15 protein-coding genes and 1 tRNA gene are annotated in these 24,111 nt (G+C 68.9%); 6 read left to right on the top strand and 10 right to left on the bottom strand.

Annotated elements, in window-relative coordinates; all coding sequences use genetic code 11:
* Positions 1-90: 90 nt before the first annotated feature.
* Entirely contained in the window at positions 91-1,467 is a 1,377-nt protein-coding gene (locus tag ACZ6SF_RS08995; protein ID WP_466061508.1) for a DUF3662 and FHA domain-containing protein, read from the bottom strand.
* 248 nt (positions 1,468-1,715) lie between these two features.
* On the opposite strand from ACZ6SF_RS08995, the gene ACZ6SF_RS08990 reads away from it, so the two are divergent.
* Positions 1,716-1,798 (top strand) — tRNA-Leu (locus ACZ6SF_RS08990).
* 846 nt (positions 1,799-2,644) lie between these two features.
* Here the strand turns inward: ACZ6SF_RS08990 and ACZ6SF_RS08985 are convergent.
* Complete coding sequence (locus ACZ6SF_RS08985) at positions 2,645-3,640, bottom strand: stage II sporulation protein M (protein ID WP_466061507.1); 996 nt, start codon at positions 3,638-3,640, stop codon at positions 2,645-2,647.
* A gap of 142 nt (positions 3,641-3,782) precedes the next feature.
* On the opposite strand from ACZ6SF_RS08985, the gene ACZ6SF_RS08980 reads away from it, so the two are divergent.
* On the top strand, positions 3,783-4,592 hold the full coding sequence (locus tag ACZ6SF_RS08980; protein WP_466061506.1) for an RDD family protein: 810 nt from the start codon (positions 3,783-3,785) through the stop codon (positions 4,590-4,592).
* 2 nt (positions 4,593-4,594) lie between these two features.
* Here the strand turns inward: ACZ6SF_RS08980 and ACZ6SF_RS08975 are convergent, their stop codons facing one another.
* The 5 genes from ACZ6SF_RS08975 to ACZ6SF_RS08955 all read right to left on the bottom strand — a co-directional run bounded on the left by ACZ6SF_RS08975 (position 4,595) and on the right by ACZ6SF_RS08955 (position 10,552).
* Positions 4,595-5,890, bottom strand: a complete 1,296-nt coding sequence (locus ACZ6SF_RS08975) for a DUF58 domain-containing protein (RefSeq protein WP_466061505.1) — start codon at positions 5,888-5,890, stop codon at positions 4,595-4,597.
* A gap of 3 nt (positions 5,891-5,893) precedes the next feature.
* Positions 5,894-6,898, bottom strand: a complete 1,005-nt coding sequence (locus ACZ6SF_RS08970; protein ID WP_466061504.1) for an AAA family ATPase — start codon at positions 6,896-6,898, stop codon at positions 5,894-5,896.
* On the bottom strand, positions 6,895-7,935 hold the full coding sequence (locus ACZ6SF_RS08965) for a DUF4129 domain-containing protein (protein ID WP_466061503.1): 1,041 nt from the start codon (positions 7,933-7,935) through the stop codon (positions 6,895-6,897). Before ACZ6SF_RS08965 ends, ACZ6SF_RS08970 begins: the two co-directional genes overlap by 4 nt.
* Positions 7,932-8,843, bottom strand: coding sequence for a hypothetical protein (locus tag ACZ6SF_RS08960; RefSeq protein ID WP_466061502.1), 912 nt, complete (start codon positions 8,841-8,843; stop codon positions 7,932-7,934). Before ACZ6SF_RS08960 ends, ACZ6SF_RS08965 begins: the two co-directional genes overlap by 4 nt.
* 65 nt (positions 8,844-8,908) lie before the next feature.
* Complete coding sequence (locus tag ACZ6SF_RS08955) at positions 8,909-10,552, bottom strand: DUF4407 domain-containing protein (RefSeq protein WP_466061501.1); 1,644 nt, start codon at positions 10,550-10,552, stop codon at positions 8,909-8,911.
* Positions 10,553-11,559: 1,007 nt separating this feature from the next.
* Between ACZ6SF_RS08955 and gltB the strand changes: the two genes are divergently transcribed.
* The 3 genes from gltB to ACZ6SF_RS08940 all read left to right on the top strand — a co-directional run bounded on the left by gltB (position 11,560) and on the right by ACZ6SF_RS08940 (position 19,001).
* Positions 11,560-16,212, top strand: a complete 4,653-nt coding sequence (gene gltB, locus ACZ6SF_RS08950; protein ID WP_466061499.1) for a glutamate synthase large subunit — start codon at positions 11,560-11,562, stop codon at positions 16,210-16,212.
* Positions 16,205-17,674: a glutamate synthase subunit beta gene (locus tag ACZ6SF_RS08945; protein WP_466061498.1), complete on the top strand. Its 1,470-nt coding sequence runs from the start codon at positions 16,205-16,207 to the stop codon at positions 17,672-17,674. Before gltB ends, ACZ6SF_RS08945 begins: the two co-directional genes overlap by 8 nt.
* A 427-nt stretch (positions 17,675-18,101) precedes the next feature.
* Positions 18,102-19,001, top strand: coding sequence for a cutinase family protein (locus ACZ6SF_RS08940; protein ID WP_466061496.1), 900 nt, complete (start codon positions 18,102-18,104; stop codon positions 18,999-19,001).
* On the opposite strand, the gene ACZ6SF_RS08935 is transcribed toward ACZ6SF_RS08940, so the two are convergent.
* From ACZ6SF_RS08935 to lysX, 3 genes are all read right to left on the bottom strand, one after another.
* A complete protein-coding gene (locus ACZ6SF_RS08935) occupies positions 19,002-19,613 on the bottom strand; it encodes a histidine phosphatase family protein (protein WP_466061495.1) in 612 nt (203 codons plus the stop codon).
* 130 nt (positions 19,614-19,743) lie between these two features.
* Positions 19,744-20,184 carry a hypothetical protein gene (locus tag ACZ6SF_RS08930; protein ID WP_466061494.1) on the bottom strand — a complete coding sequence of 147 codons (441 nt, stop codon included), beginning with the start codon at positions 20,182-20,184 and terminating at the stop codon, positions 19,744-19,746.
* A gap of 120 nt (positions 20,185-20,304) precedes the next feature.
* Positions 20,305-23,634, bottom strand: coding sequence for a bifunctional lysylphosphatidylglycerol synthetase/lysine--tRNA ligase LysX (gene lysX, locus ACZ6SF_RS08925; protein ID WP_466061493.1), 3,330 nt, complete (start codon positions 23,632-23,634; stop codon positions 20,305-20,307).
* A 248-nt stretch (positions 23,635-23,882) separates the two neighbouring features.
* Between lysX and ACZ6SF_RS08920 the strand changes: the two genes are divergently transcribed.
* Positions 23,883-24,104, top strand: coding sequence for an RNA-binding S4 domain-containing protein (locus tag ACZ6SF_RS08920; protein WP_466061492.1), 222 nt, complete (start codon positions 23,883-23,885; stop codon positions 24,102-24,104).
* The last annotated feature ends 7 nt before the right edge of the window (positions 24,105-24,111 follow it).

Genomic DNA, 24,111 nt, shown 5'->3' with positions numbered 1-24,111 from the left:
CATCATAGGACCGTCGGACGAGACCGATCACGATTGGACCGCCCCATTATGGGAGAGGTGCCTCGTGATCCGCACGGCGAGCCTACGGCATCAGACAATACGGATGAGGATCTCGGAGTGCCCGGCGCGAATCACGTCACCGTCGGCGAGTTGCCAGTCCTGGACCGGAGATCCGTTGACCAGCGTGCCGTTGGTCGAACCCAGATCCGAGAGCATCGCGGTCTGACCGTCCCAGCGCACCTCGATATGACGGCGCGAGACCCCGGTGTCGGGCAGCCGGAAATGGGCGTCCTGGCCGCGGCCGATGATATTGCTGCCTTCCCGGAGCTGGTAGGTCCGGCCGCTGCCGTCGTCCAGGGCGAGGGTCGCGGAGAAACCGGGACCGGCGGCGGGCGCGTAGCCGGCCTGGCCGTAGCCGCCCTGGGCCGGGGCGTAGCCGGCCTGCTGGCCCTGCTGGTCGTAACCGGGCTGCTGCTGGGCATAGCCCTGCTGGTCGTAACCCTGGTCGTAACCGGGCTGCTGGTCGTAGCCCTGGTCGTATCCGGGCTGCTGCGCGTAGCCCTGCTGGTCGTATCCGGGCTGCTGCGCGTAGCCCTGCTGGTCGTAACCGGGCTGCTGGGCATAGCCCTGCTGGTCGTACCCCTGGTCGTAACCGGGCCGGCCCTGATACCCCTGGTCGTATCCGGGCTGCTGGGCATAGCCCTGCTGGTCGTAACCCTGGTCGTAACCGGGCTGCTGCGCGTAGCCCTGCTGGTCGTACCCCGGCTGGGCGTAGCCCTGCTGGTCGTACCCGGGCCGGCCCTGATACCCCTGCTGGTCGTAGGCCGCGGCGCCCTGCTGGTAGTCGTAACCGTTCTGATAGTCCGGGGCACCGTTGTACTGCGCGCCGGGACCGTAGTCCTCGGGGTACGCGCCGTTCTGCGGCCCGCGTCCCGCGGGTCCGGGAGCGTACCCGCGATTGCGTGGATCGGACTCCGCGTGCTCACGGCTCGGGTCGTAGCCAGAGTTCTGCGTCATGGGGCCAGCTCCTGGTTGCGGGTTAGCGGGTCGTTGTAGCGGTTCCGGGCGGCGAGCCGGGGCAGCTCCGCGGCCGGCGTCTGGGTCGACGCGACCGCTCGTCCTGAACATTCCGGTGTGCAGCGTAGGGGATGCCTCGAACACCACGTGCACTTCGCCGTAGGTCTGCCACCCTTGATCTCGGATGTAATCCTGCAGATGTTTGGCGAAGGCGCGGGTGGTGAGGTCGTGATCGGCGTCGAGTTGCCGGTGGTCCGACTCGTTGATCGTGATCACGTAATTGTTGGGTGCGAGCAGATGCCCGCCACCGAGGTCCTGGATCCTGTCGGCGGCCTCACGCTGCAGCGCTGCCTCGACCTCCTGTGGAACCACGTTCCCGCCGAAAGCCCGGGCGAAGACGTCACCGACGGCGCCCTGTAGGCGTCGCTCGAATCTCGAGACGAACCCCATCCGGGCCCTCCCTTCGGTGAGTCTCTCCTGTTTCTTTACGACGACACGCGAATACGGCGTGTCGCACTACGAGCACGTTCCCTGCATGATATCCACGATCGGTTATACCTGTAACTACCGGAACGGTTGGGGAGTTCCCCCGGCGTGGTAACGGTTGCCCGGACCCAGGTCAGCGCGTCGGTCCCGGGGCTTCGACCACGTGATTTCGTCTCGCGGACACCTCCGTGCTACTGTCTGATCCGTCGCTCGGGCGAGTGGCGGAATGGCAGACGCGCTGGCTTCAGGTGCCAGTGTCCTTCGGGACGTGGGGGTTCAAGTCCCCCTTCGCCCACAATAGAGAAGCCGTGGATCGAATCCGGTCCGCGGCTTCTCTCGTTTCCGGGTATGGGCCCGCGCCGGGTGCTGTCATGGGGGCGCCGGGGCCTGCCGGCCGGTTGAGCCGGGCTCTGCTGTCATGCGGCCGGACCGTTCGGTGTGGTGTTCGCGATTCCGGGCCTCAACCCCCTTCTACCGAGCATTTATGCCTGGGTGAGACCAAGGTCACACTATTGATTTCCGGTTGCGGCGGCGCTGCTGAGGTTTGCCCGAATCCGGCCGTCGAGTGACTCAGTTCACGTCCCGGAACGACCTTGGTTAACTACCCCTCGGTCCATCTCCGGGACCTATTCAGGGCGGCGGAAGGTTTGGACTCGATAAACAAACTCGGGGTTTCTTTTGCCGTCCCGGCCGTCGCGGCAACCGCGTTAACCCGTCGCGAATGCCCTGTTCGGCACCCGATCGTCCGAGTTAACGGCGGTTCGGGCGTGCCTCCGGGCGAACCTGTCGGAGGTTGTGCGTAACCGTGGTTACGGATATGGCGGTGACCAGTAAAAACCAAATGTACTTGCATATGAAAGCACCGCTGCAAGCGTGTGGTCGCCTGCTGGAAGTTAGCTGGAACGGGTACACCGAGGGGGTGTCCAGATGTTAGCTGGCTCGCGGCTTATACCTGTGACCTCACTCGCAACGGGTTGCGTAGCAATAACGATTGTGTAGAGTCGACGGTAACGCTGGCCGCAGCTAGAGCGGCGACTCGCTGCGGCCAGCGGAATTCAATCGGGGGAATTCTCACCGGTCATCCAGCCCACTTTGCTGCTACGTCACAAAATGTGACCTTTTCCCGTGTGCTCCGGGTTGTCTACCCGTTGTCCGATGCGTACACCGCAGGTGAACCGGAGGTCACGATGCCGTCTTCGTGGACCGCCCGGCGACCCGCGGTGACGATATAGGTGAGGAAGGCCGCCTCGGCGAGCAGTCCACAGGCGATCCGCGCCGGGGTCGGCAGCACGCTGGGGGTGACGAAACCCTCCAGAAGTCCCGCTACCAGCAGGGTCGGCACCAGTCCCAGGGCGATGGCGGCGGTCGCGCGGCCCTGGCGAGCGACCGCCTCGCCGCGGCTCGACGGGCCCGGGTCGATCAGCGTCCAGCCGAGTTTCAGTCCGGCGCCGCCCGCGATGAAAATGGCGGTCAGTTCCAGCATCCCGTGCGGAAGCAGGAAGCCGAAGAACGAGTCGAGGCGGCCGGCCTCGGCCATCAACCCCGCCGTCACCCCGATATTCAGCGCGTTCATGAACAGTAGATACAGCACCGGCAGGATCAGGATGCCGAGGAAGAGCGCCAGCGCGGATACCCAGGCATTGTTGGTCCAGACCAATGCGGCGAAAGCGTCGTTCGAATGTTCGGTGTAATACGTCTCGAAGGCGCCGCCGGGAGCGGTCAGCGCACTGGTGTCCTCTTGCAGCCCAAGCGTTTCCCGGGCGAACGGATCCACCGCGATCCAGGTGGCGAAACCCGCCGTCACCCCGAGGAAGGCCACGGCCACGCCGAGCCACCATCCGAAGACCCGGTACACGGCGGCGGGGAAGACATGGGTGAAGAATCGGCCGATCTCGGTCCAGGTGTTCGGAGCGCTGCCGACGATCCGGCCGCGCGCCCGGGCCAGGACGGCACTGAGACCCGCGACGAGCTCGGGTTCGGGGCTGTGGGTCTGCAGGCGGGCCAATTGCTGCGAGGTGCGCCGGTACAGCAGCACCAGTTCGTCGGCTTCGGCGCCGGTCAGTTTCCGCTGCCGCGACAAGGTGTCCAGCCTCGTCCACGCACCCCGGTTCCGGGCGCTGTACGCGTCCACATCCATCAGGCTTCCCTCCCACTGCGCCCGTCGCCCGCGGAATGCGGTGCCCGGTGCTGCCGGGCGCGGCGTCGCGGCCGGTCCCGGCGGTGTACCGGGTCTCGGACCGCGGTGCGATGCGGGCCGTCGTGGAAGAATGCTATGCGATATGGCTGAATTCACGACGGGGGAAGCGGTGGCGCTCGAGCTGCCGGTCGCCCGTATCCCGACCCGCGCCGCGGCGTTCGCGCTCGATCTGATCCTGCAGTTCGTGCTCGGGATCGTCCTGATGACCATCGTGATGCTGGTGCTGCGCGGTGACGACAGCGATCCGTGGTTCACCACCTTGTCGCTGGTGGTGCTGGTGGCCGTCGTGGTCGGTTATCCGGTCCTGTGGGAGACCCTCCTGCGTGGCGCGACTCCGGGAAAGCTCGCGTTCGGGCTGCGGGTCGTCCGTGCCGACGGCGGGCCCGTGGATTTCCGTCATGCGCTGACCCGTGGCCTCACCGGCGCGATCGTCGATTTCTGGATGCTCGGGCTGTTCGGTGTGATCGCCGTCGTGGTTTCGCTGTGCTCCGCCGACGCGCGGCGGGTGGGCGATGTACTGGCGGGAACGGTCGTCGTGCATATCCGCCGGCCGCTGACCGTGCCGGCGCTGGCGGTACCGCCGGCCTGGCTCACCGGATGGTCGGCAGAACTGGATACGGCCGCACTGCCGGAGGATCTGGCGCTCGCGATACGCCGGTATCTGACCCGGATCAACTCGCTCACACCGGCGGCCGCGCACGAGTTGGGCCAGGCCCTGGTCGCCGCGGTCTGCGCCCGGCTGCGGACGACCGCGCCCGCGGGCTATCCGCCGGTGCAGATCCTGGGCAGTGTTATCGCCGAACGCCAGCGGCGGGCGCTGCCCGCGGGTAGCACACCGGGCTCGCTGCCGCCGCTGTTCCCGGCTCGGCCGCCGGTGCCGATCCGGCGCTGAGATCAGAGCGCACCGGACTGCTTGAGTTCCAGGTATTCGTCGGCCAGCGCCTCGGGGAGATCCGCGGCTGCCGCGGCCACCACCGCGATACCGCTGCGCCGCAGCGACTCCTGCAGTACCGCGTGCTCGGCGATCCGGGATTCCGCGGCGGCCGCCCGGTAGAGCGCCCGGAGGCCGCCGCGATCGGCGGCCGCGGCGGCGATATCCGGATCCGTGACGGATACGATCAGCACCCGGTGACGCCGGGCGAGCACGGGCAGCACGGGCAGCAGGTTCTCGGTGACGGCGGCGCCGTCGAGTCCGGTGAACCAGACGATCAGGCTGCGGCGTCTGACCCGCTGGATCACCGCGCGGACCAGCCCCTCGGTATCGGTGTCCACCAGCGCCGGCGTGACCCCCGACAGCGCGTGCATCAGCTTCGGGGGCAGCGCTTTCCCGGTGCCCTGCCGGACCTCGGCCCGGACCCGGCGGTCGTAGGCGAGCAGCCCGACGGTATCGCCGCCGGCCGCGGCGAGGCTGCCCAGCAGCAGGGCCGCCTCGATCGCGCTGTCGAGCCGTGTGCCCTCGTCGATCCGGGCCGCGCCGACCCGGCCGGTGTCCAGCAGCATCAGTACGTGCCGGTTCCGTTCCGGCCGCCAGGTGCGCACCAGGACGTCGGCGGCCCGGGCGGTGGCCCGCCAATCGATCGCGCGGACGTCGTCGCCGGGCACATATTCGCGGAACGAGTCGAATTCGGTTCCCGCACCGCGCTGATCGGCGCGGTTGCGTCCTTCCAGATGCTGTAGCCGCTTCACCTTCGAGGAGAGCAGACGTTCACTGCGGAACGGCGGCAGGGCCCGGACCCGCCCCGGCACCACCCGGCGGAACTGGTGCCCCGCCAGCCCCATCGGCCCGAACAGACGCACAGTGACCGGGCCGGCGGTGCGGTCGCCCCGGCGGGTGGGCGCCACCGTGGTGCGCAACCGGACCCGGTTCCCGGGGGCCAGCGCGATCCGGTGTTCGCGGCCCGTGACGCCCGCGCCGGCGGGCCAGTCGTCCCAGACGTACCCCCGGAGCGGGCGGGAGCCGGTATTGGTCACGGAGAGTTCGATATCGGTGTGGGAGCCCAGGCGCAGTACCGACAACTCCGCGCGGTCCAGCGTGATATCCGTGGCGGGGGGAGTCAGCAGCCGGTCGGCGGCCGCCAGCGCGCACACCAGGATCGTGGCCAGCAGGACGCCGAACCAGGACGGGATCGCCGCCGCGACCGTCGCCGCCGCGGCCGCCGCGACCAGGACCAGGCGCCCGGTGACGACCACGGGCTACACCGGAACCGGGATGGACAGCAGCAGCGACGCCATGACCTGCTCGCCGGTGACCCCGTCGAGTTCGGCCTCCGGGCGCAGCTGCAGCCGATGCCGCAGGACGGCCACGGCCACCGTTTTCACATCGTCGGGCGTGACGAAACCGCGTCCATTCAACCACGCCAGCGCCCGCGCCGCGGCCATCAGGGCCGTGGCGCCCCGGGTGGAGGCACCGTGCTGGACGGCCGCGGCGGCGCGCGTGGCGCGGCACAGGTCGACGATGTAGGCGAGCACCTCCGGCCGCACGGTGATATCGGCGATCGCGGCCCGGGCCGCGGTGATATGGGCCGGACCGGCCACCGGACGCAATCCGGCCCCGGCGAGATCGCGAGGATCGAAACCGTCGGCATGCCGCTGCAGAACCCGGAATTCGTCGTCACGGTCGGGCAGATGGATATCGACCTTGAAGAGGAACCGGTCCAGTTGCGCCTCCGGCAACGGGTAGGTGCCCTCCTGTTCGATGGGGTTCTGGGTGGCGACCACCACGAACGGATCGGGCAGCGGCCGGGCCCGCCCGTCCACCGAGACCTGGCGCTCCTCCATCGACTCCAGCAGTGCGGACTGGGTTTTCGGCGGGGTGCGGTTGATCTCGTCGGCCAGCAGCAGATTGGTGAAGACGGGACCGTCGCGGAAGGTGAACTCGGCCGAATGCGGATCGTAGATCTGGGAGCCGGTGACATCGGCGGGCATCAGGTCGGGAGTGAACTGGACCCGGCTGTGCTCCAGGTCGAGCGCGGTGGCCAGGGCGCGGACCAGCAGGGTCTTGGCCACACCGGGTACACCTTCCAGCAGGACGTGGCCGCGGCACAGCAGCGCGAGGACGAGATACATCACAGCGCTGTCGTTGCCCACCACCGCCTTGCCGATCTCGGTGCGTAACGCGGCGAACGCCGCGGCGGCCTCGGCCGCGGAGGGCCCGGCCGTCGCGCCGGTACCCGCCTTATCGGTGTCAATGCTGGTCATCCGACCTCCGCTTCGATCCATTCGAGTTGCGCGGCAATTACTTCCAGAGTGGGCCCGTCCGCTACCGGGCCGTACAGCGCCGAGCCGACCGTTGCCGGGTCGGCGCCCATACGCGCCGCGACCGCGGCCACCAGGGCCTCGGGGGTGATACCGGCCGCCACCCCGAGGGTCCGGCGCACTCGCCGGATCGTCGCGGCGCGCAGCACATCCGCGATATGCCCGTAGTCACCCGAACGGCGGTAGAGCCCCGCCTGCCCGGCCAGCAGTTCGCCCGCGGCCACCTCGACCGGCCGGGGCTCGCCGACCACGGCGCCGCGCCGCCGGGCCCGCCACCACACGAGCAGGGCGGCGGCGATCAGGAACTGCAGACCGCCGAAGGCGAGCCAGGCCGGGGTCCGCGCGAAAAACGAATCGTCACCGGTCGGCCGGGGAAGGTCGGGGTCGTAGTCGCCGTCGGGCGGGTCCACCGGGGGTGGATCCAGTGGTGGCGCATCCGGCGGCCGGGGCGCGGTGGGGCCGGCGCATCCCTGCAGCACCGCGTACAGAATCAGGGCGAGCAGGGTGAGCGCGGCGATCGCGCCCCAGAACCGCGGATCCCGCAGAAACGGAGGCCACGTCCACGATCCCTGCCGCGACCGCGTGCGACGGCCGGCGGATTCGACCTCGACCGGTTCCGCCGTGGGCGGCGGCGCGGTCGCCGAGAACCGGTCGGCACGGGTCAGCCGCAGGTATTCGTCCTCGCCGGCCCGCCGGCCGCCGTAGACGACCTCGTCGAAGGCATCGGCGGCGGGCGGTATCTCGGCCGAGATCTCGGGCGGCAGTACGGTCGCGGTCTCGTGCGCGGTTTCGCGGGCGGTCCGGGAGCGGCGGACATCGAGTACCGCGCGCTGTTCGAGCCCCCGCAGCACCGCCCGGAAGCGTTCCCGCAGCGCGGTATCGAAATCACCCCGGGCGGCGGCGTGCTCGGCCGCGGCGTGGTGGACGGCGGCGGCGTCGAGACGGGGGAGTTCCGGAGTGGGCGGTGGTGGCGTGGTCACCGGAGACCTCCCGCCGTGGGAACGCGGATATCGAAACCTTCGCGGCGACAGCGCAGGTCCAGATAGCCGACCACCCGGGTCGCGGCCTCCACCACCTCCGCGAACGCCATGAGCAGCAAGGCGCCCGTGGTGACCAGGACGAGGAAGGGCCAGCGGTGTGTACCGGAGATATCGCCGACGAACAGCAGCAGACCCAACAGCGGGGCGGCGAGGACGGCGAACAGCAGGTGCTGGCAGATCCAGACACCGGCCCGGCGGGTGCGCAGCGGCCGCGACAGCATCGCCGAGCGGGTCAGCGCCGGACCCGCGGTGGCGTGTTCGGCGAACAACACCGGTTCGGCCGCCAGATGCGTGGCGCGTAACCACGCCAGCCAGAGCATGAGCAGTGGGTAGGTGAACAGGAACCACAGCAGGCCGGCCACGAAGCTCACGGGAAACAGCAGGGCGCTCGACGCGAGAACGCCGATCCCGATGGCGGTGAACACCGTCTGCGTCAGCAGCAGCGGCCCCAGCCGGGCGCCGGTGCGGCGCACGGATTCCCGGAAACCGATCGGTGTGCCGACGACGCGCGCGAGACCGGTGCTCACCGTGACGCCGCGCAGCGCGATCCGCAGCGGCCAGGCGCAGCCGAGGGTCGCGAATATCGCGGCGAGTGCGGTCGCCTCGTCCGATCCTCCGGTGAGGTGCGAGACCAGGCCGATGAGCGCGACGACCACCGGTTCGCCGGCCACCAGCAAGATCGCCGCGCAGCCGGCGAGCAGCCGGATATCGGCCTGCACCAGCGCGAACGGCAGGTCGAGTAGTTCCCGGAAACTCAGCGGGCGGATCGGAACCGTCGCATCCTGGGCTCGGCTCTCCGGATCCACTCCCGCCCCGACGGCACCGGCCGGATCAGCGGCAGGCTGCACGCGGCCGAGTCTAACGGGTACACCGGTCCGTGGCTGCCGGACGAACCGCCCGCGTACGGCTGCCGCTACCGGTCGGCGGGCGGAAGTTCGCGAACGGGCCGCGCGTCCGGCAGCGGTCCGTATCCGGGCTCCAGCCGCGTGGTCGCGGAGACGATGGCGTCGGAGTCCAGGGTGAAGTCGGCGTCGATCACCTCGTCGTCGGGCCGGGGCGATCCGAGCCGGTCGGGTTCCGGGTCGCCGGGCAGGCTCTCCACGGTGACCTTCCGCGTCCGGCGCAGGGTGAAGGTGATCTCCTCGGCCTCGGTGAGTACCTGGCGCGCGGTGCGCAGCGGCCGGCTCGCGGTATCGAGCGCGCTGTCGATCGCCGTACCGACGAAGGCCGGGACCAGGGGCCGGATCATGCGGGCGGCGGTATCACTGAACGGAAGGGTGCCGAGGAAGGGCAGTTCCAGCCCGGCCTGGCGTTTACCGGGGTCCGCGGCGCGGGGTGCGGGCAGGTCGGCGCTGTCCACCCGTTCGAGCTCGCGACCGGCGGGCAGTGCGCGCGGGCCGGGTTCGGCGTCTCCGGCGAGGCCGTCGCGTTCGGTGACCCCGATCTCCAGCCCACCCAGCGCCGCGATCACCCGGGTGCGCTGGCGCTCCCGGTCGATGGTGGTGTCGGCCTCGGCGGCCAGCCGGGCCGACGTGAGCTGCTGTTCGGCCCGGACCGCCGCGGTCTCGGCCCGGACGCGGGCCTCCTGCTGGGCGACGGCCGCGTCGGCCGCGCGGTCGGCGCGGTCGCGCACCGCCTCCGCGGCGCGCCGGCGCTCCTGCGTGGTTTCCCCGCGCCACCAGCGCAGGATCAGCGGAAGGAGGGCGAGCAGGGCGAAGAACAGCCAGGTGAGCACCCGGATCACGAATGCGCCCGCGTGGTCGGTGGTGTGGTCGTGCGCGGCCGACCACCGGGCGCCGAATCCGCGATCACCGGCACCGGCGGCGGTGTCGCTCGCATCCCGCAGAGCCGCCCGGGCATCGGTCACCCGCTGGTCCAGCGGCGCCACCCGGTTCTGCGCGGCGGCGAGGGCGCCGCGGGCGTCGTCGAGCATGTCGTTGGCGGTTCCCGCCTCGGGACCGCGCCCCGGCACGCCGGTGATCTTGGTCTGCGGGCATCCGGGAGTCGGGTTGAATTCGCAGCGCGCCACGATCAGGGCGGTATCGATATCTTTGGTGGCCTGGGCGATGGTGCCGTCCAGGGCCGTCCGCTCGGCGACGGCGCGGTCGAGATCGTCCTGGGCGGTCCGCACGGCCGGGGCGCCGGTGGCGCTCGCCGCGGCGCGCTCGTCGAGGATCCGGTCGACCGAGCCCGCGAACAGCACCGTGGTCGCGAGTTCGGCCACCAGCAGTCCCGCGGCCAGCGCCACACCGACCCGCAGGAGTACGGCGGGTGGGTTCGGCGCGCCGGCCTTGCGGTCGGGCCGGGCCGTCGGTTCGGCGCCGGCCAGCGCCCGGCCGAGCAGACCCGCGAGCACGCCCGCGACCAGCGCCGCGGGTAGGACGGCCGGGGCGGGCCAATCGCCCGAGCCCAGCGCGGCCGCGGTGATTCCGCCGGTGACCAGGGCGAACAGTGTTACAGCCACGCCCGTGACGGTGTAGCCGGTCCGTTCGTATCCATCGGCGGCCTCGGTGGGCTGTCCGCCGCCGAGCCAGATGAACATGCCGGTGACGCTCATGGGACCCATATCCTCGCAGCTCTCATCGGCACTCCTTCGGAGCAGGTTCATGCGGTCCGCGGAGGCCGCAGCGAAGGCGGATATATCGCATCATCGATTCGTTGTCTCAGCGTGACAGGCGGCACGCCGGTCATCGAGCCCTCACCCGCCTGTGTGTGCATCTTCACAGGGCGGCGCGGGCGCGTCGCGCCGGGCCCGCGCGCCCTGGCGTGGGCGGATACGCCGCCGGGGCCGAATCCTGCGCTGTCACAACGGGACCGATTCGTAAATAGATCCGGACAATGTGTTCTAAACCACTGAAATCGGTGTTTGCCGATCGTGTGCTGGAGTCGGAGAATCGCAAAACAGTCCGGACGGTCGGATCATGTTCGGTGCTTGTCACGCGGCTGTCACGAACATCTCATCGGCGCGTGCGACGGTTAGCCATGGGTGCGTGGGTTTGCCCCCCGGCATCCGCGGGAATTCAACTCCGATGCAGGTGAGCGCGGGTTCGGTGGATTCGGGCGCGTTCGGTGGAACTGCCCGGATCGGTGGATCGCCGCTGTTCGGAGGGCTACTCCGGGATCGATTCACCCCCGAACGCTGCTTTACACTAGAAAACGCGCATATGTGGAGGAACGAATGAAGAAGCCCAGCTAGACCGATTATTAGGGCAACCTTGGTTGGTTGGGCCCCGGGCCTGGCTTATCGTTTGCTCTTACGCCGCACACACCGAGTCCGGCCGACAAAACGTACGGGTAACCCACCGATACCGGCCAGCCTAGCGGGCAAAACCCCGCCTCTTAGTTCCGAACGCGTAAGCGTTTCGTTACCGGCGGGCACCAGCGCACCGGCGCGGGTGCGACAACTTCAGACGTGACTGCACGCCGAACACCATCAGCGCGGCTGGTGTCGGCGAACGTACGGACGCAGTCCTAGCAGGGAGCGTTCGACAGTACCGGCGTTCGACTACGGGCGTTCTCTCGAGGCCGCACCACGTCGAGGTCGACTTTTTCGAAGGCAGAGGCATGACGCAACTACCTGGCCACAGGTCCCCCGGACCCATCGGGCTCTACGACCCGGCGAACGAACACGACGCCTGCGGCGTCGCGTTCGTCGGTGATATGCACGGCCGCCGCAGCCGTGACATCGTCGACAAGGCCATAACGGCCCTGTTGAATCTGGAGCACCGCGGCGCCGCGGGCGCCGAGCCGAACTCCGGCGACGGCGCGGGCATCCTGATCCAGGTTCCCGACCGCTTCTTCCGGGCAGTGGTCGATTTCGAGCTGCCCGCCGAAGGTTCCTACGCCACCGGTATCGCCTTCCTGCCCCAGGCGCGACGCGAGGCCGCCCGGGCCTGTTACGGCGTCGAGAAAATCGTCAAAGAAGAAGGCCTGACGGTACTGGGCTGGCGTGAGGTACCGATCGACGAATCGTCGCTCGGCGCGCTCTCGCGCGACGCCATGCCGCTGTTCCGGCAGGTATTCATCGGCTCGCCGGCCGGCGCCGACGAACAGCTCTCCGGGATGGACCTGGAACGCCGCGCGTATGTGGTGCGCAAGCGGGTCGAACACGAACTCGGTAAATCCGGCGCCGGTGAGGGCGCGGTCGGCAAGGAGTCCGTCTACTTCTCGAGCCTGTCCGGCCAGACCTTCGTCTACAAGGGCATGTTCACCACGCCGCAGCTGCGTGCCTTCTACCTGGACCTGCAGGACGACCGGGTGGAGAGCGCCCTGGGCATCGTGCACTCCCGGTTCTCCACCAATACCTTCCCCTCCTGGCCGCTGGCCCATCCGTTCCGCCGGGTCGCGCACAACGGTGAGATCAACACCGTCGCCGGTAACGAGAACTGGATGCGCGCCCGCGAGGCGCTGCTGCGTTCGGACGTCTTCGGCAAGGATTCCGCGGGTAAGAACCGGCTGGAGAAGATCTTCCCGGTCTGCACCCCCGGCGCCAGCGATACCGCCCGTTTCGACGAGGTGCTGGAACTGCTGCATCTGGGCGGGCGCACCCTGCCGCACGCGGTGCTGATGATGATTCCCGAGGCCTGGGAACGCAACGAGAACATGGACCCGCAGCGTCGCGCGTTCTACGAGTACCACTCGATGCTGATGGAGCCGTGGGACGGCCCGGCGTCGGTGTGCTTCACCGACGGCACCGTGATCGGCGCCGTACTGGACCGCAACGGCCTGCGCCCGAGCCGGATCTGGGTCACCGACGACGGCCTGGTCGTGATGGCCTCCGAGGTCGGCGTGCTGGATATCGACCAGTCCAAGGTCGTCCGCAAGATCCGCCTGCAGCCGGGCCGTATGTTCCTGGTGGACACCGCGCAGGGCCGGATCGTCGGCGACGAGGAGATCAAATCCCAGCTGGCCGCCGAGCACCCGTACCGGGAATGGCTCGATGCCGGTATCAAGCATCTCTCCGATCTGCCCGACCGCCCGCATGTGCATATGTCGCACGACCGGGTGCTCATCCGGCAGCAGATCTTCGGGTACACCCTCGAGGAACTGAACCTGCTGATCTCGCCGATGGCGAAAACCGGCGCCGAGGCGCTGGGCTCCATGGGTACCGATACCCCGATCGCCGTCCTGTCGGCGCGGCCGCGACTGCTGTTCGACTACTTCTCCCAGCAGTTCGCGCAGGTCACCAACCCGCCGCTGGACGCGATCCGCGAAGAGGTCGTCACCAGCCTGCGCCGCCAGATCGGCCCGGAGTCCGATCTGCTGCATCCGAGCCCGGAATCGTGCAAGCAGATCGTGATCCAGCAGCCGATCATCGACAACGACGAACTGGCGAAGCTGGTCCATATCAACGACGACGGCAGCCAGCCCGGTCTGCGGTCGGTGGTCGTACGCGGTCTGTACGACGTCAACGCCGGCGGCGAGGGTCTGCGTCAGGCGCTGAACGCGATCAACACCCAGGTCTCGGCCGCCATCGACGGCGGTGCGCGGATCATCGTGCTGTCCGACCGCGAGTCGAACGAGAAGCTGGCGCCGATCCCGTCGCTGCTGCTCACCGCGTCGGTGCACCATCACCTGGTCCGGGAACGCACCCGCACCATGGTCGGCCTGGTGGTCGAGGCCGGTGACGCCCGCGAGGTGCACCATATGGCGACTCTCGTCGGTTTCGGCGCCGCCGCGATCAACCCGTACATGGCCTTCGAATCGATCGAGGACATGCTCGATCGCGACGCGCTGTCGGTCCCGGGCGCCGAGGGCGACCCGGCGGCCGCCTACCGCAAGGCCGTCGCGAACTACAACAAGGCCGCCAGCAAGGGCGTGCTCAAGGTGATGTCCAAGATGGGCATCTCCACCGTGGCCTCCTACAACGGCGCGCAGCTGTTCCAGGTGATCGGCCTGTCGCAGGAATTGGTGGACGAGTACTTCACCGGTCTGCGGTCGCATCTGGGCGGTATCGGCCTGGACGAGATCGCCGCCGATGTCGCCAAGCGGCACGCGGTGGCCTTCCTGGAGAACCGCAACGAGCGCGCGCACCGCGAGCTCGAGGTGGGCGGTGAGTACCAGTGGCGCCGCGAGGGCGAATACCACCTGTTCAACCCGGACACCGTGTTCAAACTGCAGCACGCCACCCGCAGCGGGCAGTACTCGATCTTCAAGGAGTACACCAAGCTCGTCGACGACCAGTCCGAGCGGCTGGCCTCGTTGCGCGGTCTGATCAAGTTCAAGAAGGGCGCGCGTTCCCCGATCCCGATCGAGGAAGTCGAGCCCGCGAGCGAGATCGTCAAACGGTTCTCCACCGGCGCGATGAGCTACGGCTCGATCTCGGCGGAGGCGCACGAGACCCTCGCCATCGCCATGAACCGCCTGGGCGGCCGCTCCAACTCCGGTGAGGGCGGCGAATCGCCGGCCCGGTTCGAGCCGGAGGACAACGGCGACTGGCGGCGCAGTGCGATCAAGCAGGTGGCCTCGGGTCGGTTCGGCGTCACCGCGCACTACCTGACCAACTGCACCGATATCCAGATCAAGATGGCCCAGGGCGCCAAGCCGGGCGAGGGCGGCCAGCTGCCCGCGCACAAGGTGTACCCGTGGGTCGCCGAGGTGCGGCATTCGACGCCGGGCGTGGGCCTGATCTCGCCGCCGCCGCATCACGACATCTACTCGATCGAGGATCTGGCGCAGCTGATCCACGACCTGAAGAACGCCAACCCGCAGGCGCGTATCCACGTCAAGCTGGTCGCCGAACCCGGTGTCGGCACCGTCGCGGCGGGTGTGTCCAAGGCGCACGCCGATGTGGTGCTCATCTCCGGGCACGACGGCGGCACCGGCGCCTCGCCGCTCACCTCGCTCAAGCACGCGGGCGGCCCGTGGGAGCTCGGTCTGGCCGAAACGCAGCAGACCCTGCTGCTCAACGGTCTGCGCGACCGGATCGTGGTGCAGGTCGACGGCCAGATGAAAACCGGCCGCGACGTGGTCATCGCCGCGCTGCTCGGCGCCGAGGAGTACGGTTTCGCGACCGCGCCGCTGGTGGTCTCCGGCTGCATCATGATGCGGGTCTGCCATCTCGACACCTGCCCGGTGGGTGTGGCCACCCAGAACCCGGTGCTGCGCGACCGCTTCACCGGTAAGGCCGAGTACGTGGTGAACTTCTTCATGTACATCGCCGAGGAGGTCCGGGAACTGCTGGCGCAGCTCGGTTTCCGCACCCTGGACGAGGCCATCGGCCGGGTCGATATGCTCGATACCGCCAAGGCCAAGCAGCATTGGAAGGCGAGCAAACTGGATCTCTCGCCGATCCTCGACGATGTCGAGACGGCGTTCATGTTCCAGGAGCGGCGCCGCACCAAGGAGCAGGACCACGGCCTGGAGAAGGCGCTGGACAACGAGCTGATCGCGCAGAGCCGCGATGCGCTCGAGTTCGGTAAGCCGGTCAAGATCGATACCAAGATCACGAACGTGAACCGGACGGTCGGCACCATGCTCGGCCACGAGGTGACCAAGCTCTACGGTGGCGCGGGCCTGCCCGACGACACCATCGACATCACCCTCACCGGTTCGGCGGGCAACAGCTTCGGCGCGTTCGTCCCGGCCGGTATCACCCTGCGGGTGCAGGGCGACGCCAACGACTATGTCGGCAAGGGTCTTTCGGGCGGTCACCTGGTGGTGCGCCCGGCGCCCAACGCCCCGGCCCAGTTCAAGGCCGACGAGAACATCATCGCGGGCAACGTGATCCTGTTCGGCGCGACCAGCGGTCAGGCGTTCATCAGCGGTGTCGTCGGCGAGCGGTTCGCGGTCCGCAACTCCGGGGCCGTCGCGGTGGTCGAGGGTGTGGGCGATCACGCCTGCGAGTACATGACCGGCGGCCGGGTGGTCATCCTGGGCGATACCGGACGTAACTTCGGCGCCGGTATGTCCGGTGGTCTGGCGTTCGTCTACGACCCCGACAACACCTTCGGCGGCCGGGTCAACCCGGAACAGGCCGATGCCATCGAGTCGCTGTCAGGTGACGATTTCACCTGGCTGCGCGACATCATCGCCCAGCACCGGGATCAGACCGGTTCCGCTGTGGCCGAACGTATCCTGGGCGACTGGTCGCAGCAGGTGAACCACTTTGTGAAGGTCATGCCGCGCGAGTACAAGAAGGTGCTGCTCGCCATCTCCGAGGCCGAGAAGAGCGGTAAGGACGTCGACGCTGCGATTATGGAGGCCGCTCGTGGGTGACACCCAAGGATTTCTCAAGCACACGTCCCGGGAGTTGCCCGCACGCCGTCCGGTGCCGCTGCGGCTGATGGACTGGAAAGAGGTCTACGAGGAGGGTTTTCCGCACGAGACCCTGCAGCGGCAGGCCAGCCGCTGTATGGACTGCGGTATTCCCTTCTGCCATAACGGCTGTCCGCTCGGGAACCTGATTCCCGAATGGAACGATCTCGTGCACAAGGACCGCTGGCGCGAGGGTATCGACCGGCTGCACGCCACCAACAACTTCCCGGAGTTCACCGGGCGGTTGTGCCCGGCGCCGTGCGAGGCCTCCTGCGTGCTCGGGATCAACCAGGACCCGGTGACCATCAAGCAGGTCGAGGTCGAGATCATCGAGAACGCCTTCGACGAGGGCTGGGTCGCGCCGGTGTACCCGACCCGGCTCACCGGTAAGAAGGTGGCCGTTGTCGGTTCCGGGCCCGCGGGCCTGGCCGCCGCGCAGCAGCTCACCCGCGCCGGCCATACCGTGACCGTTTTCGAGCGGGCCGACCGGATCGGCGGCCTGATGCGCTACGGAATCCCGGAATTCAAGATGGAGAAGCGCTTCATCGACCGCCGGCTGGCGCAGATGGAGGCCGAAGGCACCATCTTCAAGGCCGGGGTCAATGTCGGTGTCGACATCACCGCCGACGAACTGCGCGAGCGGTTCGACGCGGTGGTTCTGGCCGGCGGCGCCACCCAGGCCCGTGACCTGCCCATCCAGGGCCGGGAGCTCGACGGTATCCACCAGGCGATGGAATTCCTGCCCTGGGCCAACCGGGTGCAGCACGGTGATCCGGTCGCCGACGAGCAGGGCCTGCCGCCCATCCACGCGCACGGTAAGAAGGTCGTCATCATCGGCGGCGGCGATACCGGCGCCGACTGCCTGGGCACCTCGCATCGGCAGGGCGCGGCCAGCGTCCACCAGTTCGAGATCATGCCCCGCCCGCCGGAGGAGCGCGCCGGCTCCACCCCGTGGCCGACCTACCCGCTGATGTACCGGGTCTCCTCGGCGCACGAGGAAGGCGGCGAACGGGTGTTCTCCGTGAACACCGAACGCTTCGTCGGCTCCGACGGCAAGGTGACCGGGCTCGACGCGCACGAGGTCAAGATGGCCAACGGCCGGTTCGAGAAGGTCGAGGGCACCGAATTCACCCTCGAGGCGGATCTGGTGCTGCTCGCCATGGGCTTCGTCGGCCCCGACAAGCCCGGCCTGCTCACCGATCTCGGCGTCGGCTACGACCAGCGTGGCAACGTCCAGCGCGATAAGAACTGGGCCACCAATATCCCCGGCGTCTTCGTCGCCGGCGATATGGGCCGCGGCCAGTCGCTGATCGTCTGGGCGATCGCCGAGGGCCGCGCCGCGGCGGCGTCGGTGGACGCGTACCTGGAAGGCGAGACCGCCCTCCCCGCGCCCATCCCGCCCACCGCCGTCGCCCAGCGGTAATCCCACCGCAGGCACGAACACCCGAAAGGCCTCGCCCGACCCACCCGGTCCGGCGAGGCCTTTCGCAACCGACCACGCGCCCGCAGTCGGATCGGCGACCGTGTCCAACGGTTCGGCCCGCGCCTGCTGTCAGCCCTCGAAGCGCATGCGGCGCAGCCGCGAGTCTCGAGGGCTGACAGCAGGCGCTCAGGAGGGCCGAACCTCGAGCGCGTCAGCGCTCCAAAATTCCAGCCAGAACTGGCGATGCCGGGGGCGTGGCTATATTGTTATCTCCGGTGTGTCTGGGCGCCGGATCGTGATCCGATCGTGTACTTGTGACGCGTGGCTGTTGTTCACCTGTTACACACGGCGGTGACATCGGCCGGGTTCAGCATTTTGGCGACGTAATCGGAGCGTCCCATCTGGGGCCTGGGTCGACTGGAGCAGAATGCAATTCAAGAGGGTTGCCGCGGCGCTGGGTGCCTGCGCGGCGGTCGCGTCCGGGTTGGTTATCGGTGGTTCCGCGGCGAACGCCGCCCCCGGTTGCCCGAGTCTGTATGTCGTGGCGATTCCTGGAACCTGGGAAACCGGACACGACAAGCGTCCGTCGCCGGGCATGCTGGCCGAGGTGACCGACGGTCTACCCCGGTCCACCAAGGTCGACTACGTCACCTATGCCGCCACCGCCTTCCCGTGGGAGGGCGATATCTACGGCGCCTCCAAGAACGAAGCGGTGACCAACGCGCGCGGTCTCATCTCGGCCATGGCCGAACGGTGTGGCGCTACCGATATCGCCCTCGTCGGCTACAGCCAGGGCGCCGACGCGGCGGGTGATCTCGCCGCGGAGATCGGCACCGGCCTCGGCGCCATTCGCCCCGAACGGATCTCGGGCGTCGGCCTGATCTCCGATCCGCGGCGCGCGCCCGCGGATATCCAGGTCGGCCCCGCCGCTCCCGGCGCGGGCGCCGGTGGGCCCCGGGTCGGCGGTTTCGGCTGGCTCAGTGACCGCACCCGTACCGTGTGCATCCCCGACGATCTGTACTGCGCGACCGCGCAGGACGATTTCGTCACCCGATTCGCCGGTTTCCTCGCGCAGAGCTCGGATCCCAACCCCGCCAATATCTGGCGTTACCAGATGGAAGTGGGCGCGATCGTCAGCGATCTGATGTCACAGGGCGGGCTGCCCACGCTGCAGGCGCAGCTCTCCGACGGCGCCAACGAGCAGCGCGTGAAGGACCTCGAGACCTTCTACCGGTCCGAATCGCATGTCTCCTACGGCAGCTACCGGGTCGGCAACGGTCAGACCGCACTGTCCTGGATGCATAACTGGCTCTCGGATATGGCCTGATCAGCGCGAAATATTGCGCGGTAGCAGTTCCCAGACGTGTCCGTTCTCGTTCACGGTCGCCGCGCTGCGGCGGCCGGTGCGCGAGAACAGGATCCGGGTGATCGAGCAGTAGTCGATGGGGAAGGTCAGCGGCCGGTCCAGGCCGAGGATCTCCTGCAGCGTGATGTTGATGACGCCGCCGTGGGCGAATACCACCACGGTATCGGCCGCGGCGGTAGTGGACGCGATCTCGGTGACCGCGTCCCGTACCCGGTCGCGGAACGCGAACTCGTCGATCTGTAGCGGCAGGTACCCGGATTTGATCCGATCGTAGGATTCCCGGAATTCGACCTTGGCGTCCTCGATCGGAATATAGGACGGCAGGTCGCGGTCGTATTCGGCCAGCCCGTCCACCGTTTCGATATCGAGACCGAGGTCGGCCGCGGTGCGGGCCGCGGTCTCCTGGGCCCGGCGCTGCGGACTGCTGACCACGCGCACGATCTTGTGCGGTTTCAACGCGGCGGGTACGCGTTCGGCCTGCTCCACGCCGATCGGCGAGAGGCCGGGGTCGGCGGCTGTCCCCGCGTTGTCGACCCGCAGGGGCTGGGCATGGCGAACGAATATCAGCTGCACGGGTCCACTCTGCCGTATGGCGCCCGGTGGTTTGCCGGGAGGTCGGGGCAGCTCACGATGGTTTCCGTCCCGGACGAGCAACGGCCCGGCCCACCGTGTGGTGAGCCGGGCCGTCGGCCTTCGCCGGGTGCTAGTGCCCCTGCGGCGGGTACGGCGGCTGGCCGCCCTGCGGGGGGTAGGGGTTGTTCGGGTCGGAGGGGTATCCACCCTGTTGCGGGTATCCGCCCTGCTGGGGGTAGCCGCCCTGCGGGTACCCGCCCTGCTGGGGGTAGCCGCCCTGTGGATAGCCGCCCTGCTGCGGGAATCCGCCCTGCGGGGGCTGTCCGGGCGGGGGGAACTGGCCCGGCGCGTTGTTGTTGCTGCTCTTCTTCCGGGCCAGCAGGATGATCGCGACGATCACGACCACGACCAGGACGCAGCAGATGATGCCGACGATCCCGAAGCCGCCGCCCTTGCTCTTGCCCTTCTTCCGGGCGGCCTCCAGATCGGCCACCGACGCGAGGACGTCGGTATTCGCCCAGGTGGAAAGGTCCACGTGGCTCGCGTGGGTCAGCAGGTCGACGTAGCTCACAATCAATCCCCGTTCCGAGAAGTGGGGGCCCCTCCTCCTGGGGCCGAAGTCATATCACCGTACTTGCCGCGGCGCCGGGGCGAAACCTCGACACTTCCCAGAGCGGCCGGACCGAATCTCTCACCTGCGCCGGACGAGTGGGAAGAGTTGGGTTTCCCGAATCGTCCGCCCGGTCAGCAACATGATCACCCGGTCCACCCCGAGGCTCAGCCCGCCGGTCGGCGGCATGGCGTATTCCAGTGCGCACAGGAAGTCCTCGTCGAGTTCCACCGTGGCCGGTCCGCCGTCGGCGGCGAGCCGGGATCGTTCGGCGAGGCGTCGTCGCTGTTCGACCGGATCGGTGAGTTCACTGCGGCCGGAGGCCAGCTCGATACCGTGGGCGACCAGATCCCAGCGTTCGGCCAGCGTCTCGTCGTCGCGCCGGGGTCGCGCGAACGGTGCGACGCCGGCGGGGAAGTCGGTGTAGAAGGTGGGTTCGCGGGTGGTCTCGACGACCAGTTTCTCGTACAGCGCGTAGGCCAGCCGGCCCCGGTCCCAGCCGGGCTGGTACGCGATATCGGCCTTCTCGCACAGTTCCCGGAGGTCGGCCGGCTCGGTGCGCGGGGTGATATCCGCGCCGATCTCCTCTGCCAGCGCCCGGTACATCGAGCGCACCCGCCATTCACCGGAAAGGTCCACGGCCTCGAGCGAACCGTCCTCGGTCGGGCGCATCGCGATCAGCGAATCGTTGGCCGCCAGGGCGGCCGCCTGGATCAATTGGCGGCACAGGGTCATGGCCCGGCGGTGATCGCTATGGGCCTCATAGGCTTCCAGCAGGGTGAATTCCGGCAGATACCGGGAATCGGCCCGCGTATTGCGGAACCCGGGACCGAGCTCGAAGACTTTCTCCACACCCCCGACACACAGCCGCTTCAGCGCGAGTCCCGCCGAGATACGCAGGTGCAGATCGGTGTTGTCGGCGTCGAGATGGGTGCGCATACCGCGGGTGAACGCGCCGTCGCCGCTGTTGCGCAGCACCGGTGTGGTGACCTCCAGGAAACCACAGTCGTGCATGGCGTCGCGCAGTGCGCGCACGACCGCGCTGCGGCGGGCCAGCAGGCCGCGGGCGTCACGGTCGGTCATCAGGTCCAGGTAGCCGTGCCGCATCCGGAGTTCGGTATCGGTGAGTCCGTGCCATTTATCGGGCAGCGGGCGCAGGCATTTTCCGAGCATGCGCCAATCCGCCACCAGCAGCGACAATTCGCCGCGCCGGCTGTGCCCCAGCTGTCCGCTCACCGATATCAGATCGCCGAGGTCGACGAGTTCGCCGAATTCGGCGCAGCGTTGCGTGCCGAGCCGGTCGCGGTCGAGCAGCAGTTGGATATCGCTGGTCCAATCCCGGACCACCGCGAACATCACGCCGCCGCAGTCGCGCAGCCGAAGCAGCCGGCCGGAGACGCGGACCGTGGTCCCGCGCGGGGCACGCCGCGCGGCGGCGACGGTGTGGGTCGGCGGGAACGGCAGCGGGTAGGGGTCGATACGGGCGGCGGCCAGCCGGTCCAGTTTGCCGGTCCGCACCCGGATCTGTTCGGGGCGCGTATCGCGTTCGGGGACCGCGTCGTCGCTGACGGCCACCGTGGAGACGGGGTAGGTGACCGCGGTATCCGGTGCGGCCCGGTGGGTTCCGGTCAGGGCGAACGCCGTGTTCTTGCGGCCGATCCGGGGCAGCAGGCCTTCGCCCGCCGCGGCAGCCACCGCGATCGCCGGGAGGGTGCGGCCGTCGGCGCACAGCACGAACCGGGTGACCCACTGCGGGTGGTACCGCATACTCGCCCGGTGCAACTGGGCGAGCTGCCACCAGCGTGAATACGCCAGCGGTACCGTGGCCGCGCCGCGCGCCGGCGCCGCCACCCGGACCGGTACCGACCGCGGGCCGCGCGCCGGGCCGGATGCGGTCCGGTGCCCGGCCGCCTCGAATACCGAGCGGAAAACGGTGAAGTTCAGCGAGATCCGGTGGATGCCGTGCTGTTCGGCGTGTAACGCGAGTTCGGCGATCAGGAGGTCGGTGATCTCCTCGGTGCTACCGGGGGCTCGGCGGATCGATTCCAGCGTCGCACCGGTGTGACCCCACGGAACCAGCGAGAGCATGCCGAGCACCCGGCCCTCGGCGTCCACCGCCTCGACCAGCAGGCAGTCCCCGTCGCGGCGGTCGCCGATCCGGCCGAGGGGGAGCGGATAGGCGCGTTCGGTCTCACCGGAGTGCCAGCGTTCGGCGGAGACGGCCAGATGCGCGAGGTCGGCGGTGGGAATATCGCGCTGCCTGCGGATCCGGACCGTCACACCCCGTTTGCGGAGCCCGGTGACCACACCGCGGACCGGTTTCAGCTCCGGGGCCGCGAGCGAGAAGGTCCTGGTGTCGAGCACCGCCTCGGCTCCGGCCGGTATCGCCTCGAGCCCGGCTCGCCGGTAGATCGGGACCGCGGCCTCACTCGCCCCGAGCACCGCGACCGTCCAGCCGAATCGCCGGGCGTGGCGCTGCCAGGCCTCCACCGCCTGCGGCCAGCAGTCGCGTGCGCCTACCGGATCGCCGAGGGCCAGGCAGACCCCGTATTCGACGCGATACCCGATGGCCGCCCGCCCGTTGGGCGCGAAGACCACCGAGCGGTCGCGGCGGGTTGCCGGATAGTCGGTGGATCCGGCCGGGTCCGGGCCGTCGAACAGGGCCCGCAGCGCTGATTCGTCGCTTTCGGTGAGGGCGTACTCCTCGCGCCGGGTCCGGTTCAGTACGAAGGCGGTGGCGCCGAAGACGAGCAGACCGAGCAGGCCGATCGTGAACTGGACCTGGAACGAGGGTGCGCCGGTGAGGGTTTCCGTGCGCAGCGCCGGGTTCGGCGCGAGCCCGGCGAGCACCCACAGCACGCGTTGTGTACCGGAGACCACGGACCCGGGGAACGCCTGGATCAGGCACCAGCCGATGAGGGCCGCGGTGACCCAGCCGGCGACCAGCGTCGTCAGCGCGGGACGCGGCGAGCAGCGTCTGATCCGGGCGTCGAACCGCGCCCGGCTCGCGAGCAGTACGGCGAGCACCAGCAGATGTACCACCAGTGCCACCGCGGCGTGGCGATCCTGATGACGCGCGATATCGAGCAGATTCACCGGCAGCCGGCACACCAGGTAGAGCACCAGGGCCCACCAGGCCGGTCGTTTGCGCCGAGCGAGTCCGACGCTCACCGTCGCGGCCAGGGCCGCCCACAACAGGCTGGTGGCGGGTGCGCCGAGGTAGTAGTGATCGAGGTAGCGTCGTGCTCCGCCCAGCAGCGCGGAGAGGGCCGGCGAACAACTCCACAGCAGGCAGGCCGCGGCGAGAACGCCCGAAATCAGCGCGGTGACGCGCGGTATCGCGCCGAACCGCCCGGGTGTTCTGGATCGGCCCGGTGTTTCGAGGTGTGGCGGTTCCTGCGTGGCTATCACGGCTCCAGTCTGCCGCTCACCGTCACCGAATCAGCGCTGTGGCCCGGCGTGTTAGGGCCATATCGACTCGTATCGGCATGTGCGCGGGCACGGTTGGCCGATATGGGAAGCCGGGTCCCGGGCGTGGCGGGAGAACCGGCCGCGAAATGCCTGATATGTCCCTTTGTTCGAGGTTCGCGCACGAGTTCGCGCGGTGATACCCCGGGCCGGTCGGAATGCCCGGCGCCCCGGGGAGTAAGCATGTGACTATGCCGGATCCAATCGATGTGCCGATCGACGATGACGCCATACGGCTCGGGCAGTTCCTGAAACTCGCCAACCTCATCGAATCGGGGTCGGAGGCCAAAACGGTGATCGCGGCCGGGCTGGTGCGGGTCAACGACGAAGTCGAACTGCGCCGCGGGCGGCAACTCCAACCGGGCGATGTCGTAGCCCTGGCCGGACACCTCGCCCGGGTGAGCGGCGGCTAGACCGGAC

It is taken from the genome of Nocardia sp. NPDC049935, from assembly GCF_055586645.1.
The sequence above is the reverse complement of the archived record's forward strand: the minus strand, read 5'-3'. Positions and strand labels throughout refer to the sequence as shown.